Source organism: Collinsella sp. HCP28S3_E12 (assembly GCF_052065595.1).
Lineage (GTDB): Bacteria > Actinomycetota > Coriobacteriia > Coriobacteriales > Coriobacteriaceae > Collinsella.
This window is the reverse complement of record NZ_JBQHTS010000005.1, coordinates 72,275-85,959: the sequence shown is the minus strand read 5'-3', so window position 1 is coordinate 85,959 and position 13,685 is coordinate 72,275. Positions and strand designations below refer to the sequence as shown.

At 57.6% G+C, this 13,685-nt stretch carries 10 protein-coding genes; 4 read left to right on the top strand and 6 right to left on the bottom strand.

Annotated features, from left to right (window positions below; genetic code table 11):
- Window positions 1–10: 10 nt before the first annotated feature.
- Both ACTNBY_RS03370 and ACTNBY_RS03365 read right to left on the bottom strand, forming a co-directional pair.
- The gene (locus ACTNBY_RS03370) at window positions 11–2,713 is read right to left on the bottom strand and encodes a DISARM anti-phage system protein DrmE domain-containing protein (RefSeq protein ID WP_441063352.1); all 2,703 of its coding nucleotides are present in this window, start codon (window positions 2,711–2,713) and stop codon (window positions 11–13) included.
- A 635-nt stretch (window positions 2,714–3,348) separates the two neighbouring features.
- The gene (locus ACTNBY_RS03365) at window positions 3,349–4,083 is read right to left on the bottom strand and encodes an exonuclease domain-containing protein (RefSeq protein ID WP_441063350.1); all 735 of its coding nucleotides are present in this window, start codon (window positions 4,081–4,083) and stop codon (window positions 3,349–3,351) included.
- 258 nt (window positions 4,084–4,341) lie between these two features.
- Here ACTNBY_RS03365 and ACTNBY_RS03360 point away from each other — a divergent pair, with 258 nt between their 5' ends.
- Window positions 4,342–4,467, top strand: a complete 126-nt coding sequence (locus tag ACTNBY_RS03360; protein WP_441063349.1) for a hypothetical protein — start codon at window positions 4,342–4,344, stop codon at window positions 4,465–4,467.
- Between the two features lie 614 nt (window positions 4,468–5,081).
- Here the strand turns inward: ACTNBY_RS03360 and ACTNBY_RS03355 are convergent.
- Window positions 5,082–6,314 (bottom strand): uracil-xanthine permease family protein, encoded by a 1,233-nt coding sequence (locus ACTNBY_RS03355; RefSeq protein ID WP_441063347.1) that lies wholly within the window; start codon window positions 6,312–6,314, stop codon window positions 5,082–5,084.
- A 241-nt stretch (window positions 6,315–6,555) separates the two neighbouring features.
- Between ACTNBY_RS03355 and ACTNBY_RS03350 the strand changes: the two genes are divergently transcribed.
- Entirely contained in the window at window positions 6,556–7,212 is a 657-nt protein-coding gene (locus ACTNBY_RS03350; RefSeq protein WP_441057188.1) for a helix-turn-helix transcriptional regulator, read from the top strand.
- 244 nt (window positions 7,213–7,456) lie between these two features.
- Here ACTNBY_RS03350 and ACTNBY_RS03345 read toward each other — a convergent pair whose 3' ends face one another.
- Entirely contained in the window at window positions 7,457–7,834 is a 378-nt protein-coding gene (locus tag ACTNBY_RS03345) for a RidA family protein (protein ID WP_152077077.1), read from the bottom strand.
- Between the two features lie 299 nt (window positions 7,835–8,133).
- Between ACTNBY_RS03345 and ACTNBY_RS03340 the strand changes: the two genes are divergently transcribed.
- Together ACTNBY_RS03340 and ACTNBY_RS03335 are read left to right on the top strand one after the other, a co-directional pair.
- Window positions 8,134–10,629 (top strand): DUF3656 domain-containing U32 family peptidase, encoded by a 2,496-nt coding sequence (locus ACTNBY_RS03340; protein ID WP_441063345.1) that lies wholly within the window; start codon window positions 8,134–8,136, stop codon window positions 10,627–10,629.
- Window positions 10,630–10,644: 15 nt separating this feature from the next.
- The gene (locus ACTNBY_RS03335; protein ID WP_441038833.1) at window positions 10,645–11,304 is read left to right on the top strand and encodes an RluA family pseudouridine synthase; all 660 of its coding nucleotides are present in this window, start codon (window positions 10,645–10,647) and stop codon (window positions 11,302–11,304) included.
- A 444-nt stretch (window positions 11,305–11,748) separates the two neighbouring features.
- Here the strand turns inward: ACTNBY_RS03335 and ACTNBY_RS03330 are convergent, their stop codons facing one another.
- Entirely contained in the window at window positions 11,749–12,495 is a 747-nt protein-coding gene (locus ACTNBY_RS03330) for a DeoR/GlpR family DNA-binding transcription regulator (protein ID WP_427717633.1), read from the bottom strand.
- Window positions 12,496–12,498: 3 nt separating this feature from the next.
- Window positions 12,499–13,578: a Gfo/Idh/MocA family protein gene (locus tag ACTNBY_RS03325; protein WP_441063342.1), complete on the bottom strand. Its 1,080-nt coding sequence runs from the start codon at window positions 13,576–13,578 to the stop codon at window positions 12,499–12,501.
- Between the last annotated feature and the right edge of the window lie 107 nt (window positions 13,579–13,685).

The window sequence follows — 13,685 nt, the reverse complement described above, 5'->3', positions numbered from 1 at the left end:
AAAGCACTCCCTACAAAACGTCAACACGACTAATCGCCACGTCCTTTTGATCGCCAACGCAAGCCACTCTGAGCAGCTCGATATCGCCTGCCTCATGTCGCTCGTCGAAACCGGCAACCGCGCTATCTAGACCATATTTAGCTAAATCGCGAATAAACGCTGCAACCATATCTTTCGCCGCAATTCTGCCGACCGCGCGGTGCTTGTTCCTGATGGCAGAGACAGCATGCTCGATAGAATTTAATTCTTCGTCGGTTATCGAAAAACCAAGCGCAACAAATATCGCCCGCACGTCCTCTTTCGCTTGCGGTGCAATATTCCTCCCTCTCACCCAAGCTCGGACTGCGCTTTTCGTTCGCGTTTCCGACACCTCTGAGTAAATCCTGTCTATTATTTCGGCATCTGTGTATCCAGCCATACGTGCGTCCTTAATTGGTTCACGCCATTTATGCGCCACAGCCAGCACGTTGTCGTAGTTTTCTGTGGACCTTTCAGATTCCCTTTTTATATACGACTTATCCGAATGAGTTCGCAAAACCACGTCCCCCGGAAGAAGAGCCGAAGCGGATTTCTGATCGGGCTCTGCACTTTTTCCAGCAAGACAATTGCTGATAACAAGAAGACGGCCACCCTTCCTACCCGAAGTTTTGGCTCTAAGCCAAACGTGAGTTCCATCATGAAACAACACCGGCGTTGCGAGAACTGATTCTTCTCCGTCTTTTGCAATGTCTTTGCTTATTCTCTTTTCCTCTAATTTACTAACGAAAGACGATGGCTGTTCTCCGCAAATAACTTCAGTTTCAACCGGTACACCTGCCCGTCTTGACGGCAAGACTCTATTTATTCTCTTAAGCGGCGAAACGTCCAATGCATCCAATGTCTTATCCGATATTTTGAGACAACGGTTCGTCATTTCATTCCATTGCAAGCGGGCATTTGTCCGCCAACCAACTTCTAGTCCACCGTTTCCATCTTCATATCCATAGAGAACAAGATAGACATTGTTCGCCAAACCGGCATGAAGGGCCTTGACCATAGTCCCCTTGTCATACCATCCGCTAAAAATAACTCGATCCTGGCTGCCGAGATATTTTCCTCGCAGATAGTCTCTTACCGCAATCACTTTAAATTGCTTCGCGCTATATCCGTTTAGCTCAAGTTCCTTTGCCCAATAAGCATAGACTTCGTCAACCCGATTTCTGTCAACAACAAGAATGGTAGACAAGTCATCCTCAATGCCGTCGACAATTAAATCGTATATGACCTGTTCTTTTGGCATTCGATGTCCCGCTCTAAATACATCAGTTAAAATGCCGCATGCCTCAACGAGCAGATTGTAATCAGGGAGCATCAAAACTCTCGAGTCTTCGATCAATTCACGCGCGGAGTTGATAATGTCACACTGCAAATCGCTGTATTTTTTGTCAGGCGCTTCCGTCATTCGAATTGCAGACCCCAAAACAACATAGATGTCTTGGATTGCCCCGAGGACATCGTCGTCATCCACATCAATGCCGCCCAATGTGTTATATACGATCTCGGCCGCACGCGTTAAGCCCGCCCGTTCATCGGGCACCGGATACACAATTTCATGAGGCTTATCAAGAACCCTGCGCTGGATATCGGACAGAACTGGGTCATCTGACAACAGCGCGGCATTGCAGTCATCCCAGTCAAATAGCAGAAAGCCCTGATCGCCAAGCTGACGCAAACGATCCATAGTCCAACGATCACAGAAGCCTATAGCCTCAATTCCACAATCTTTTAAATCTAAGATGTCGCTTAGAAGTGTTGTGTTCATCAAATCGGGAGTAGAAATGTTCAGGGACACAAATTCAACGGGAAGCGATTCATCCATAGAGATGTCGATTATTTGAGAAATGCTACCTACTCCGTCTACCCGCGGACCAATATAAATGGATGGAGTGCATGCAAAAGGCCATTTAAAGCCACAGTGCTCCTCGCCGTTTTGGTCAACGTAAACCACTGGCATTGCTTCATTCAGGTCGTATTCCCGGCCCCCTATACGCACTTTGCCTTTACAGATGGCAGTCGGTGCATCATTCGCGTATTGGGATGGAGAGGTAACGTAACCAACTGGTTGAACGGTTCTGCCACATTGATTCAAAATGTCTCTGAGTGTTGGGGCAAGCGACTGATAGAGCTCTTCTTCTCTACGCCATGAATTGCGCTTGCGTTTTTTCGTGCTTCGCGTCAACGAGAGTTCCGCGGCAGCGGAAGCGTTGTGGGCAAGTGGAAACTCCCTCACCTCTCTGCTGAGGCCAAGCGATTCATCTTGAGAAGAAAATCTGACTGTTTTTTCGTCAATCGAGGTAATCTTGACGACACAGTTTCCGATCGCGACCTTATCGCCAACCTGAACCTTATGAAGTCCTTGGCGAGGCTCACCAGTCATCAAGTTCTCCAGCGCCGCCAAGAGCACAATAGCGATGGCTTCTCTTTCAAAATCAGGGCAGCTGACAATAAGGCCCGGGCATCCCTTTGTTCGAGCCCTGCGCAGCAAAGACAAGTTCGCCCGCGTGATCGACGTAATTTCAACCTCACCCATATTTGGGAAAGAGAAATGGATATCATTTCCTACGCAAGAATGAGAGTTAAATAGATCAGCGAATGACGCCCTTTGACTACTGTTCACAATACCCTCGTTATCTTGGCCATTCTGTTGTTTGGCCACCTGAAATGAAGCCAGCAACCCCATAACCTTGTCTTGAATTATATTCGGTTTCGTGATTTTTATTGCCAAACTCGGCATATTAACGATGAGCGGTATCTATTCTCTCGCCGCAGGTACAGCGCAAATTGTTGAACAACAATTCGGGTTTACGAATCAAACACAGTCCGATATATTGCACCTAGACACCTAGACACCTAGAGTATGAGACGCTCAAAATGCGGTCGCCTCTCATTCGAATAGCTTAGTTGCAAACGAGCTTTCCGATCTAGCACTTCAACATTTCGAAGACCGCTGATGAAGAATGGAGCAGAAGGAGCAGCTTCTTGCATGCCTGTTTTCTTACCGGCTTGTACATCATCCCGTGCATCAGAAAATTTCGGTTGAGTTCGTCTTCGATATCGCGATTGAAGTTGTTTGCATTGTGGAAAAAGTAATCATAGGCAGTTAGGCAATTATTAAGCCAAATCAGAGACATTGCATCACTTTCAAGGCAATCAACACCCCGCTTCGCTTTTTCTAAAGCGGCTTTGCCATTTCGCCTCCTTTCCCCCTTGGGTATCTCAAGTATATTGCACCAGCAGCTCGTACGGCTCATTTTGATCTGACCTTGCTCCACGCCGAATTTGATGCAGAGTTAGGTCTCCACAATCTACCTACCTCCCCTCCGCCTTCAGCTTCAGCAGCAGGTCGCCCAGCTCGGGGCACTTGCTAGAAAGGCACGTCTCGGCTCGCTCGCCCATCCCCAACCGCTGGCGGACTTCCTGGGCGCGCGGGCTCACGTGGTAGTCCTCGTCCATCACCTGCTTGAGCAGCTTGGCGGTCACGCGCGCATCGGCTAGGGCGCTGTGGGCATGGCCCGTCGACTCGTCGAACTCGATGCCAAACCACGTTGCCGCGTCGCCCAACGAGACGCGCCCGTGGCTGCCCACATCCATGATCGAGGTGTAAAACGCCTGCAGGTCGGCCCAGTCCGTAGGAAATGCGGAAAGGTCGATGTGCTTTGCCTGGCACTCGGCCAAAAGCTGTCGACGGTCCGTCCCGCTCCAGCAAACTATCTGGGCGGAGTAGCGACCGATCCAATCGCTGAGCCTTTTGATCACCACATAGAGCGGATCGGCCATCGCGGTGTCCACGGCCGATATCCCTGTGAGCTCGCGGACGGGAAACGCAACGCCTTCGGTAAATTCCGTCTGCACAAACTGCGAGAACTCGCCCATAACGTTGCCGTGGTAATCGAGCTTAACGGCGCCGACCTCGATAATCTCGTTGCGCAGTCCACGTCGCTGGCGCTGCTTTGGCACCGGCGCAAACTCAAAGTCCAGCACGATCTGGCGCGCAAAGTTCGTCGTATCGATAGCCGAGATACGCGGCGTCTTTTCAGCTGACACGGTTATGGCCTCTCTCCGTTGCCTGCCGCTTGCTACATAGGCGGCTACATTGCCGTAAGGATAGGCGCTCGTGCGGACATGAAATCGCCCAGCGCGGCCACCCGGCACCCTTGCGTAAAGCCGCGCTTTGAGATGGCCACGTCGCTGTTATTAGCGAACATATATTCGTATTTATGACTGCAGTTTGATAGACTGGTTATTGTTGACGGCAGTTCCATGTGCCGGGCAGCGCCCTCCATGCGATGGGAGGTGATGCCCATGACCGATCTGATTGATTTCGTGAGGCTTCTGACCGCTTTGGTCTCGCTCCTCACGGCGCTTATCGGGCTTACCGAGGCACTTAAGCAGCGTACGAAGCAAAAGAAGAGGGGTCGACGCCGTTAAGGCATTGACCCCTTGAACTAAGTAACGGCGCTGCCCAGCTATCACCCTTGGGCTGCCGTCGACTTCATTCTACCCACGGTTGCCAGGTTTAACAAATGAATTTTCAGTAACGAGGCCTCGGCGCCCGCTCCTGCGTTCGCTCAACTCGTCGCTCTACTCCAGCCACCACTCAACATCCACGGAGCACTCAACCGCAAATGCTAAAGACCACGCGATCGGGCAAAGCCCCGTCACCAACAACACAGGACGGACCCTCAGCTTCCTTTACGTTATAGCTAGCTATAACGTAATTCGACAAGCGGCGCACGCAAAAGGGGCGGTACACCACCGCACACGGACCGTTCCGGAAGCTCCTGACCGCTCTGGTCTCGCTCCTCACAGCGCTCATCGGACTTTCCGAGGCACTCAAGCAGCGTCCGAAGCATAAAAAGAGGGGTCGACGCCGTTAAGGCATCGACCCCTTAATCTAAACAACGACACTGCCCAGCTCTTCACCACTTGGGCTGCCGTCAGCCTTATTTTACCCACGGGACAAACCCTTTGAAGTGCGGCTTGGCGCCGCATGGCGTCGGCGGACGAGGCGATGCGTCCGCCGACGAATAGCACCGAATTAGTTACTTCTTGCTCTCGGGCAAGACCAGATCCACGGCAGCGTCCTTGGCAGCATCGATGTGCTGAGCCACGACCGGCGTCTGCGGAAGGATCAGGTTAAGGACAATGGCCATGATGGCGGTGGGGGTTACGGCATTGGAGCCGATGACGGTGGACACCCAGGTGGGCATACCCTCGCCGGCAAGGCAACCGCTGGCCATCCAGATACCCAAGCCAAAGACGACGGAGGTACCGACGATGGTGGTAGTGCGCTGCGTAAGGCCCTCGCGGGTGAACATGCGCACGCCGTTCATGGTGATGGTGCCAAAGACGCCGACGGTCGCGCCGCCGATGACGGGCTGCGGGATACCGGAAAGGACGGCAGAAAGCTGCGGGAACAGGCCGGCGATGGCAAAGACGGACGCGATGATCACAAAGACCCACTTGTTGACGACCTTGTTGGAGCAGATGATGCCCACGTTCTGGCCAAGGGCGCTGGTGGGAAGACCGCCCAGCAGGCCGCCGGCCATAGAAGTGAGGCCCTGAGACACGATGGCGCCGGAGAGCTCGCGCTCGGTGGGCATACGGTCGATGGAGCCCAGGCAGGCGGCGGAGACATCGCCGATAACCTGGATGGCAACCATGGGGAACACGACGGCGAGGGTAATGCAGACCTCGGGATCAAACTCGAGCGCGTAGGGCATGAGCTTGGGAAGGGCGAAGACCTGAGCGGTGGCGACGCTGGAGAAGTCGATCATGCCAAAGGGGATGGAGACGATCATGCCAACGATCATGCCAAAGAACACAGATCCCAGCTTGAACGTACCCTTGCCAAAGTTGGCGAGCGCGAAGACCACGGCGAAGGTGATAAGAGCGACGCACCAGGCCTGCGGGGTGCCCCACAGCGGCGTGCCCATACCGCCGGCCATATACTTGACGGCCGTGGGATACAGGGAGACGCCGATGGAGAAGATGACCGTACCGGTCACGACGGGCGGGAACAGCCACTTAATCTTGCTGTAGGCCAGACCAAAGAGGACCGCGACGGCACCGCCGACAATCTCGCCGCCCAGCAGCGCACCAAAGCTAAAGCCCGAGGCACCCATGGCCTGCAGGGCCGGCAGGAACGCGAACGAGACGCCCATGACGATGGGCAGGCCGCCGCCGATGCGGCGGAAGGGAGCGAAGGCCTGAAGGGCCGTGTCGATTGCCGAAAGAATGAGCGCCACCTGAATGATGTCGGTGCTCTTTCTCATTCTCAATAATAATTTTTTGTTATCAGACTTTTTTTCAGCTGAGATAACGCATTTCCGCAGGTCAGGAAAGTGTCTGGTCAAAATAACATCTAACTTTTCTTTTGGTCGACCGCTTACCGCCAAAATCCTACCGTTCGTCTGCATTACGCAATGTACCTGCGAATATACGAGTCAATAGACACCGTGTTACCATGAGAAAAAATTGTTATGAAACTTCCGATTTCATCCAAAGGAGTTGCCCGTGAACGAGACTGTACGTCGCTTTTTGCCGATGGTCGATTTCCTGGAGCAGATACTCGGCAAAAACAGCGAAATCGTGCTGCACGATTTCTCGGATCCCGACCACGCCATCGTCGATATCCGCAACGGCATCGTGAGCGGCCGCAAGGTCGGCGGTCCCGCCACCGATCTGGCACTCAAGATCATGCACGATCCCAAGTATCGCGACCTGCCGTTTATTACGGGCTACGAGGGGCGCGGTGCCGGTGGCAAGACGTTGGAATCCGCAACGTACTTTATTCGCGAGGATAACGAGATCGTCGGCATGCTCTGCGTCAACACCGATCTTTCCACGGTACGCTCCATCAACGCCATGGCTCAGCAGCTCATGGCCTGCTTCGACGCCGCGCCGGTCCGCACGGAGCCCTCCCCCATCGAGATCGAAAGCCTTTCGGAGTCCACGCAGGAGCTCATCGACCACAGCATTTCCGAATTGCTCGAAAGCCGCGGCCAGGATGTCGCCTCGCTTGGGCAGGCCGATCGCGTGGACGTTATTCGCCACCTTAACGGCAACGGCGTATTTATGCTCAAGGGCGCTGTTGCCTGCGCTGCCACCTCGCTGGGCATCTCGGAGCCCAGCGTCTACCGCTACCTGCAAAAAGTTCGCAAGGAGGGCTAACGAGCAAAATGGAGCGCGGGCAGTCTTTTTGGGACGGGGCTCTTTTAGCTACCCTCCCTCTGCCCACGATTTCGATGAGCCGCAAGTAAAATCAATCCTGCATATAGGGGTAGCTAAAATGGCCCCGTCCCAAAAAGACTGCCCTTGGTGGCTCCGCAAGCGATCCGTCACGTGACAAAAGACCCTGCAGCTCACACGCGCTGCAGGGTCTTTTTGCATGTCATGTTTAGTTGTTGCCAACGCCTTAGAGAGCGGCGACGACCTCGATCTCGACCAGACCGCCAGCCGGAAGAGCGGCAACCTGGAAAGCGCTGCGCGCGGGGAACGGGGCCTCAAACTTGGAGGCATAAATCTCGTTCACGGCGGCAAAGTCGGCGATGTCAGCCAGGTAGACCGTGGTCTTGACGACATCGGCAAACGTAGCGCCGGCAGCGGTCAGCAGGGCCTCGACGTTGGCGAGGGACTGCTTGGCTTGGGCCTCGATGCCCTCGGGCAGCTTGCCGGTCGCGGGATCGATGCCCAGCTGGCCGGACAGGAACACCATGTTGCCGGTCTGGATACCGGGGGAATACGGGCCGATGGCTGCGGGCGCGTTATCGGAAGACACGACGGTCTTGCTCATGTTTTTCTCCTTACGATCAAATAGAGAGCGTGAGCGCGGCGTTCGCACCGGGAGGCACAGTTCGGTCTGAATACCGCGCTTGATTGGGATAGTAGGGGATGATTTTGCCCGCTGCAAGATAATTATCAGAATGCGAGAATATTTTATCGCCCAACGGTTTCCCCGAACCGCTGAACGGTTCTCCACGGGGTCAGCCAGCCCAGGCTGCTGAAGACTTTGTCCTGCTTAGGCTGCGGGCATCGCCCATCGCGACGGTGCCACTATACTTTTGAGTATCTGAGCATTTTGAAAGGCAGGATATGACCGCAACCGCCAGCCGAACCACCAACCGCAGGCCCGAGCTTCTGGCCCCCGCCGGAGGCCCGGAGCCCTTTGCCGCCGCGCTCGCCGCCGGGGCAGACGCCATCTACTGCGGCATGGGCAGCTTCAACGCCCGCCGCAAGGCCACCAACTTTACCGATGAGGCCTTTGAGCAGGCCTGCCGCGCCGCGCACCTGGCCGGCTCGCGCGTCTACGTCACGGTCAACATCGTCATCAAGCAGTCCGAGATGAGCGATGCACTGCAGCTCATCCACCGCTGCTCCACGCTGGGCGCCGACGCTTTTATCATCCAGGACTGGGGCCTGTTCTTTGAGGTCAAGCGCACCATGCCCGGCATCGAGACCCATATCTCGACCCAAGCGAACATCCACGATGACCGTGGAACCATCTGGTGCCGCGAGCAGGGCGCCGACCGCGTGACCCTCTCGCGCGAGCTTTCCATCGACGAGATCGCCGCCATCCACGACGCCGCGCCCGACGTTGACCTGGAGGTCTTTAGCCACGGCGCCATCTGCTTTTGCTACTCGGGCCTGTGCCTGCTCTCGAGCTTTGCCATGGCGGGCCGCTCGGCCAACCGCGGCATGTGCGCCCAGCCCTGTCGCCTGCCTTACGAGCTAATTGACGAGAACGGCCGCACGCTCTCCCCCGCCGGTCGCGAGCGCGCGCTATGCCCGCGCGACACCAACACTTCACAGCTTGTTCGCCGCCTGTATGACGCCGGCGCCGCATCGCTCAAGCTCGAGGGCCGTATGAAGGCGCCCGATTACGTGTACTCCATCGTCGATGTGTATCGTCATCAGATCGATGACATGCTGGCCGGGGCCGTCGTAGATAAGGACGAGGACGCCGCTCGCCAGCGCCAACTCAAGCGCTGCTTTAACCGCGACTTTACGCACGCCTATCAGGACGGCACCTCGGGCGACGAGATGATGAGCTACGGGCGCTCCAACAACCGCGGCCAGATCGTGGGCACGGTGCTGGGCAGCCGTATGGCCAACCGCGACGTGCGCGGGCTCAAACCCGACGACCGTCGTCGCCGCGCCGCCATCGCCCGCATTGAGCTGTTTGAGCCCGTGGGCAAGGGCGACCTGTTGGAGCTTCGTCACGACGATGAGTTCGACCAGTTCCTGACTACCATCGCCGCCGATGATGCCGCCGCCGGCGACATCATCGAGTGCCGCGTGCCCCGTAGTATGCCCGAGGGCTGCCGCGTGCGTGTGATTCGCAGTCAGCGCGCCATTGACGCTGCCGGCGCCGCGCTCAAGCGCGACGTGCTACGCCGCCGCGCCGTAGACGTGTCCGTCGCGGCGCGTCTGGGCGAGCCGTTTACCGTCACGCTCACCTGCTGCGACGACCCCACGCTCACCGCCACCGCCACCGGCTTTACCGTCGAGACCGCCAAGACCCGCGCGGTTGAGGCGTCCGATCTGGTGGAGCATGTGGGCCGCATGGGCTCCTCGCCCTTTGAGGCCGCGAGCTTTGACGTGGCGCTCGATGAGGGCTGTGGCATGGGCTTCTCCGCTGTGCACAAGGTGCGCGCCGCCGCTTGCAAGGCGCTCGAGGAGGCCATTCTGGCGCCTTACGAGGAGCGCGCGAAAACGCTCGAGATTCCGGCGATTGTCACCAGTGATTCCCGCCCCGCGCCCGAGCACTACCGCGATGAGCCGCAGATCTGTGCCACCGTCACCTCGCTCGAGGCCGCCGAGGCAGCGCGCGCGGAGGGAGCCGCGCGCATCTACATGACCACCGACGCGCTCGATGCGGCCGAGCTCTCCCCCGCCGATGCGTTTGAGCAGGGTATTGTTCCCGTGCTCGATGAGGTCTGCCGCGCCGTCGACCACGCGCGCGTCGACCCGTGGGTCGTTGCCGGTGCCACGGTCGCTATTGGCAACATCTCTGAGCTTGCCCTGGCCGCCCAGGTTGGTGCCACGGCCGAGATTCGCTCTTGCCTGCCCGTGCACAACACGCCTTGCATGGAGGCACTTGCCGAGCGCGGAGCCGGGGCGTTTTGGCTCTCGCCCGAGATCACGCTCGACGAGATTATCTCGCTTGGCACCTCCGCGCCCGCAGCCCTGGGCATCACCGTTTTCGGCCGCCCGCGCGTTATGACGAGCGAGCACTGTATCCTGCAGGTGGCCAATGGCTGCATCCACGATTGCGCCCACTGCCGCCTGCGCGCCCGCAAGCTGTCGCTCAAGAATATCGACGGCAAGGTCATGCCGGTGCGCACCGACATCCACGGCCGCTCGCGCCTGTACGACGCCTACCCCATCGACCTCACACCGCAGGTTCCACAGCTGCTCGACGCCGGCGTGCGCCGTCTCATGGTCGACGGAACCCTGCTCGAGGCCGATGAGATTGGCCGCGCCGTCGCACGCGTCCGTCGCGCCGTCGAGGCCGCGCAGGCCGGCCGTAAGCCCGCCGCCCGCCTGCGCGGCGCCACTTCGGGCTGCATGTTTGTGGGAATTAGCTAACCGAAAGGCTTACACGTGAACGAAGAACCCCAAGTCCTCTACTGCGACGCCTGGCTCATGGCCATCGATAAGCCCGCCGGCATGATCGTCCACGGCGACGGCACCGGCGAGCGCACGCTTACCGACTATGCCAGCGACCTTTTGCTGGCGATGGGCGACGGCTTTGCCGCGACCGACATGCAGCCGCTCAACCGCTTGGACCGCGACACTACCGGCGTGGTGTTGTTCTCGCTCGACAAGCAGACGCAGCCCGCCTTTGACCAGATGGTCATCGACCACGCCTTCGAAAAGCACTATCTGGCGCTCGCCGAGGGCAAGATCGACTGGAACGAAAAGCTCATCGACAAGCCCATCGCCCGCGACCGCCACGATAGCCGCAAGATGCGCGTCGGTGCCAGCGGCAAGCCGTCGCAGACGCGCGTGAAGGTGCTCAAGCGCCTTAAGAGCCGCCGAGGCCTGCCCACCCGTTCGTATATCGATGTTGAGCTGCTCACGGGCCGCAAACACCAGATCCGCGTGCACCTGGCAAGCGAGCGCCATCCCCTGGTTGGCGACGACCTGTACGGAACGCCGCGCCCCTGTGGCCTCATGCTCCACGCCCACAGCGTATCCTTTACCCATCCCGTAACCGGCGAGCACATCTACATCGAAGCCCCCTGCCCCTGGGAGCCCTAAAACCTGCCAAAAAGGGACAGGTTTATTTTGGCAGGTTTTATCTGGGCAAACGTCAAGCCGCCACGATGGCTCAGCCGCGGCGCCAAAACGTCTCGATCTGTAACAGTTAGAACCCATTTTCCGGTCTATCTGTTACAGATCGAGACATTCAAATCCCCCTCAAGGGAAAATCTCGATCTGTAACAATAACTCGGCAAAATCGGTCCCAGATGTTACAGATTGAGACAAAGGGATGGCGCGGTTCGGAAGTATCTCAATCTGTAACATCTAGCCCACTTTTAACGGTCCAGTTGTTACAGACTTAGACAAACCGGCGGACAACGAAAGCGGCAACGCCTGTGATGGACGTTGCCGCTTTTCTATTGAGAAAACTACTCGGTTTTCGTTACTAACCACCACAATGGGGACAGGCGCCTTTGTGATGGTTTTGGCCTTGTCCCGTCGCTAGACCGTGATGACGTTGTCCATTGCCCGATACTTGGCGGGCACCTCGCCCGCGGTAATAATCGTTGCGTCGCGAAAATCCGCGAACTTGACGGGCGCCACCATGCCAAATTTACTGGCGTCCGAGATTACAAAGCGCTTGGCCGTATGGCGCATCGAGATGCGCTTTACTTGTGCCTCCTCGATATCGGGCGCCGTGAAGCCCTGCTCGGCGGCAATGCCGTTAGAACCCCAAAAGCCGCAGTTAAAGTTGTAGCGGTCTAGGGTTGCCAGAGCATCGGGACCGACGAGCGCTTCGGTCTCGGGCTTGAGCTCGCCGCCCAGCACCACGGTGCGCATGCCGCGCAAAGCGAGGTGCTGAGCATGGAGCACGGAATCGGTCACATAGGTGACATCTTCAAGGTGTGGAAGATGCTCGATGAGCTTGAGCGTCGTCGAGCCCGAGTCGATGTATACAAAGCTCTCGGGCTCCACCAGCGCCGCGGCGCGGGCGCAGATACGCTCCTTATCGTCGTTATGGAGGTCGCTGCGCTCATTGAGCGTTAGGTCGCGCGTCACGTGCGCGCGCTCAAGACTTGTCGCTCCGCCGTGGACCTTGGCGATACGGTGTGCTCGATCGAGCGTCTGCAGGTCGCGCCGAATGGTAGACGCCGTTACGCCCAGGGTATCGGCAAGCTCTTGCACAGTAACCGAGCCAGCCTGCTGGACCATCGACACGATCGCGTTGAGCCTATCCTCCGCAAGCATCGCTTACTCCTCCTCGGGGTACACGACTCCCCAGTCGGCGCGGAGCTTGGTCATAAGCTCCATGACATCAGAAGCGTAATCCAGAAGCTCGCGCTTCGAATCATCGCCGGCAACGGCCTTCTCCAGGTCGGCCATCTCGTAGCACAGAGCGTATGCCTCGGTGCCGGTGTGGACCTCCTCACGGTGCCCGTCCGCAGTCCACACGATGGTCGCGTGATCGGCACGCGGATACTCGTTGACCTCGATATAGCACTTGTCAAAGCTGATGACCGAGCGCTTGGGCTGCTTGGAGTGAAGTGTAAGGCTCACCACGCCCAGCTGCTGCTCGGCATTACGGCAGACGATGCCGCCCGCAACGTCAACGCCGGTCTCACAGGTGTTGCCGAGCGAAACGACCTCAACAGGCTGGCTTGCCATAAAGAGGCGCATGACGGACAGGGCATACACGCCAATATCGAGCATGGCACCGCCGGCGAGACTACGGTTGTAGAACCGGTTGGTCAGGTCGCCGTAGTCCTTGTAGCTGCCAAAGTTGAGCTGAGCGAGGTTCATGCGGCCAAACTCGCCGGCATCCATGCGGCGACGCAGCTCCCGATACAAGGGCATGTGGAGCACCGTGGTGGCGTCCATAAGGACCACGTTATGCTCGTCGGCAATGGCACGCGCTTCGTCGAGCTCGGCGGAGTTGAGGGTGATGGCCTTTTCGCAAAGCACGTGCTTGCCTGCTGCCAGAGCGGCGCGCAGGTAGGTGATATGCGTGTTATGCGGCGTGGTGATATAAACGGCGTCGATGTCGGGATCGGCGTAGAGGTCCTCAACCGTCTCGTACACCTTCTCGACGCCATACTGCTCGGCAAAAGCCTGAGCCTTGGAGAGCGTACGGTTGGCGACGCCCGCAAGCTTGCGGCCGGCAAGGGCGAGAGACTGGGCCATCTGGTTGGCGATAACGCCGCAGCCGATCACAGCCCAGCGAAGCTCGGGAGCCGTAAAGATGTCGTTAGGGAACGGCTGATCCTGGACCGAGGCAAACGCCGCCTTAGCGGCTGCTTCGGCGTCGAGCGGAGCCTGTTTGGAATCTGTCATCATGTGCCTCCTGAGTCACCGGAAGTTCTTCATTTCCAACAGCCTTATATTCGCACAAACTTGCGCGTATTTGCTTGTATTTGCGTGTTTATTTGTTTATCGGTTAT

Bases quoted from the DNA above. Each gene is read 5' to 3' on its own strand.
- ACTNBY_RS03360 (WP_441063349.1), top strand. From the start codon at position 4,342: ATGACCGATCTGATTGATTTCGTGAGGCTTCTGACCGCTTTGGTCTCG.
- ACTNBY_RS03355 (WP_441063347.1), bottom strand. From the start codon at position 6,314: ATGAGAAAGAGCACCGACATCATTCAGGTGGCGCTCATTCTTTCGGCA.
- ACTNBY_RS03345 (WP_152077077.1), bottom strand. From the start codon at position 7,834: ATGAGCAAGACCGTCGTGTCTTCCGATAACGCGCCCGCAGCCATCGGC.
- ACTNBY_RS03340 (WP_441063345.1), top strand. From the start codon at position 8,134: ATGACCGCAACCGCCAGCCGAACCACCAACCGCAGGCCCGAGCTTCTG.
- ACTNBY_RS03330 (WP_427717633.1), bottom strand. From the start codon at position 12,495: ATGCTTGCGGAGGATAGGCTCAACGCGATCGTGTCGATGGTCCAGCAG.
- ACTNBY_RS03325 (WP_441063342.1), bottom strand. From the start codon at position 13,578: ATGACAGATTCCAAACAGGCTCCGCTCGACGCCGAAGCAGCCGCTAAG.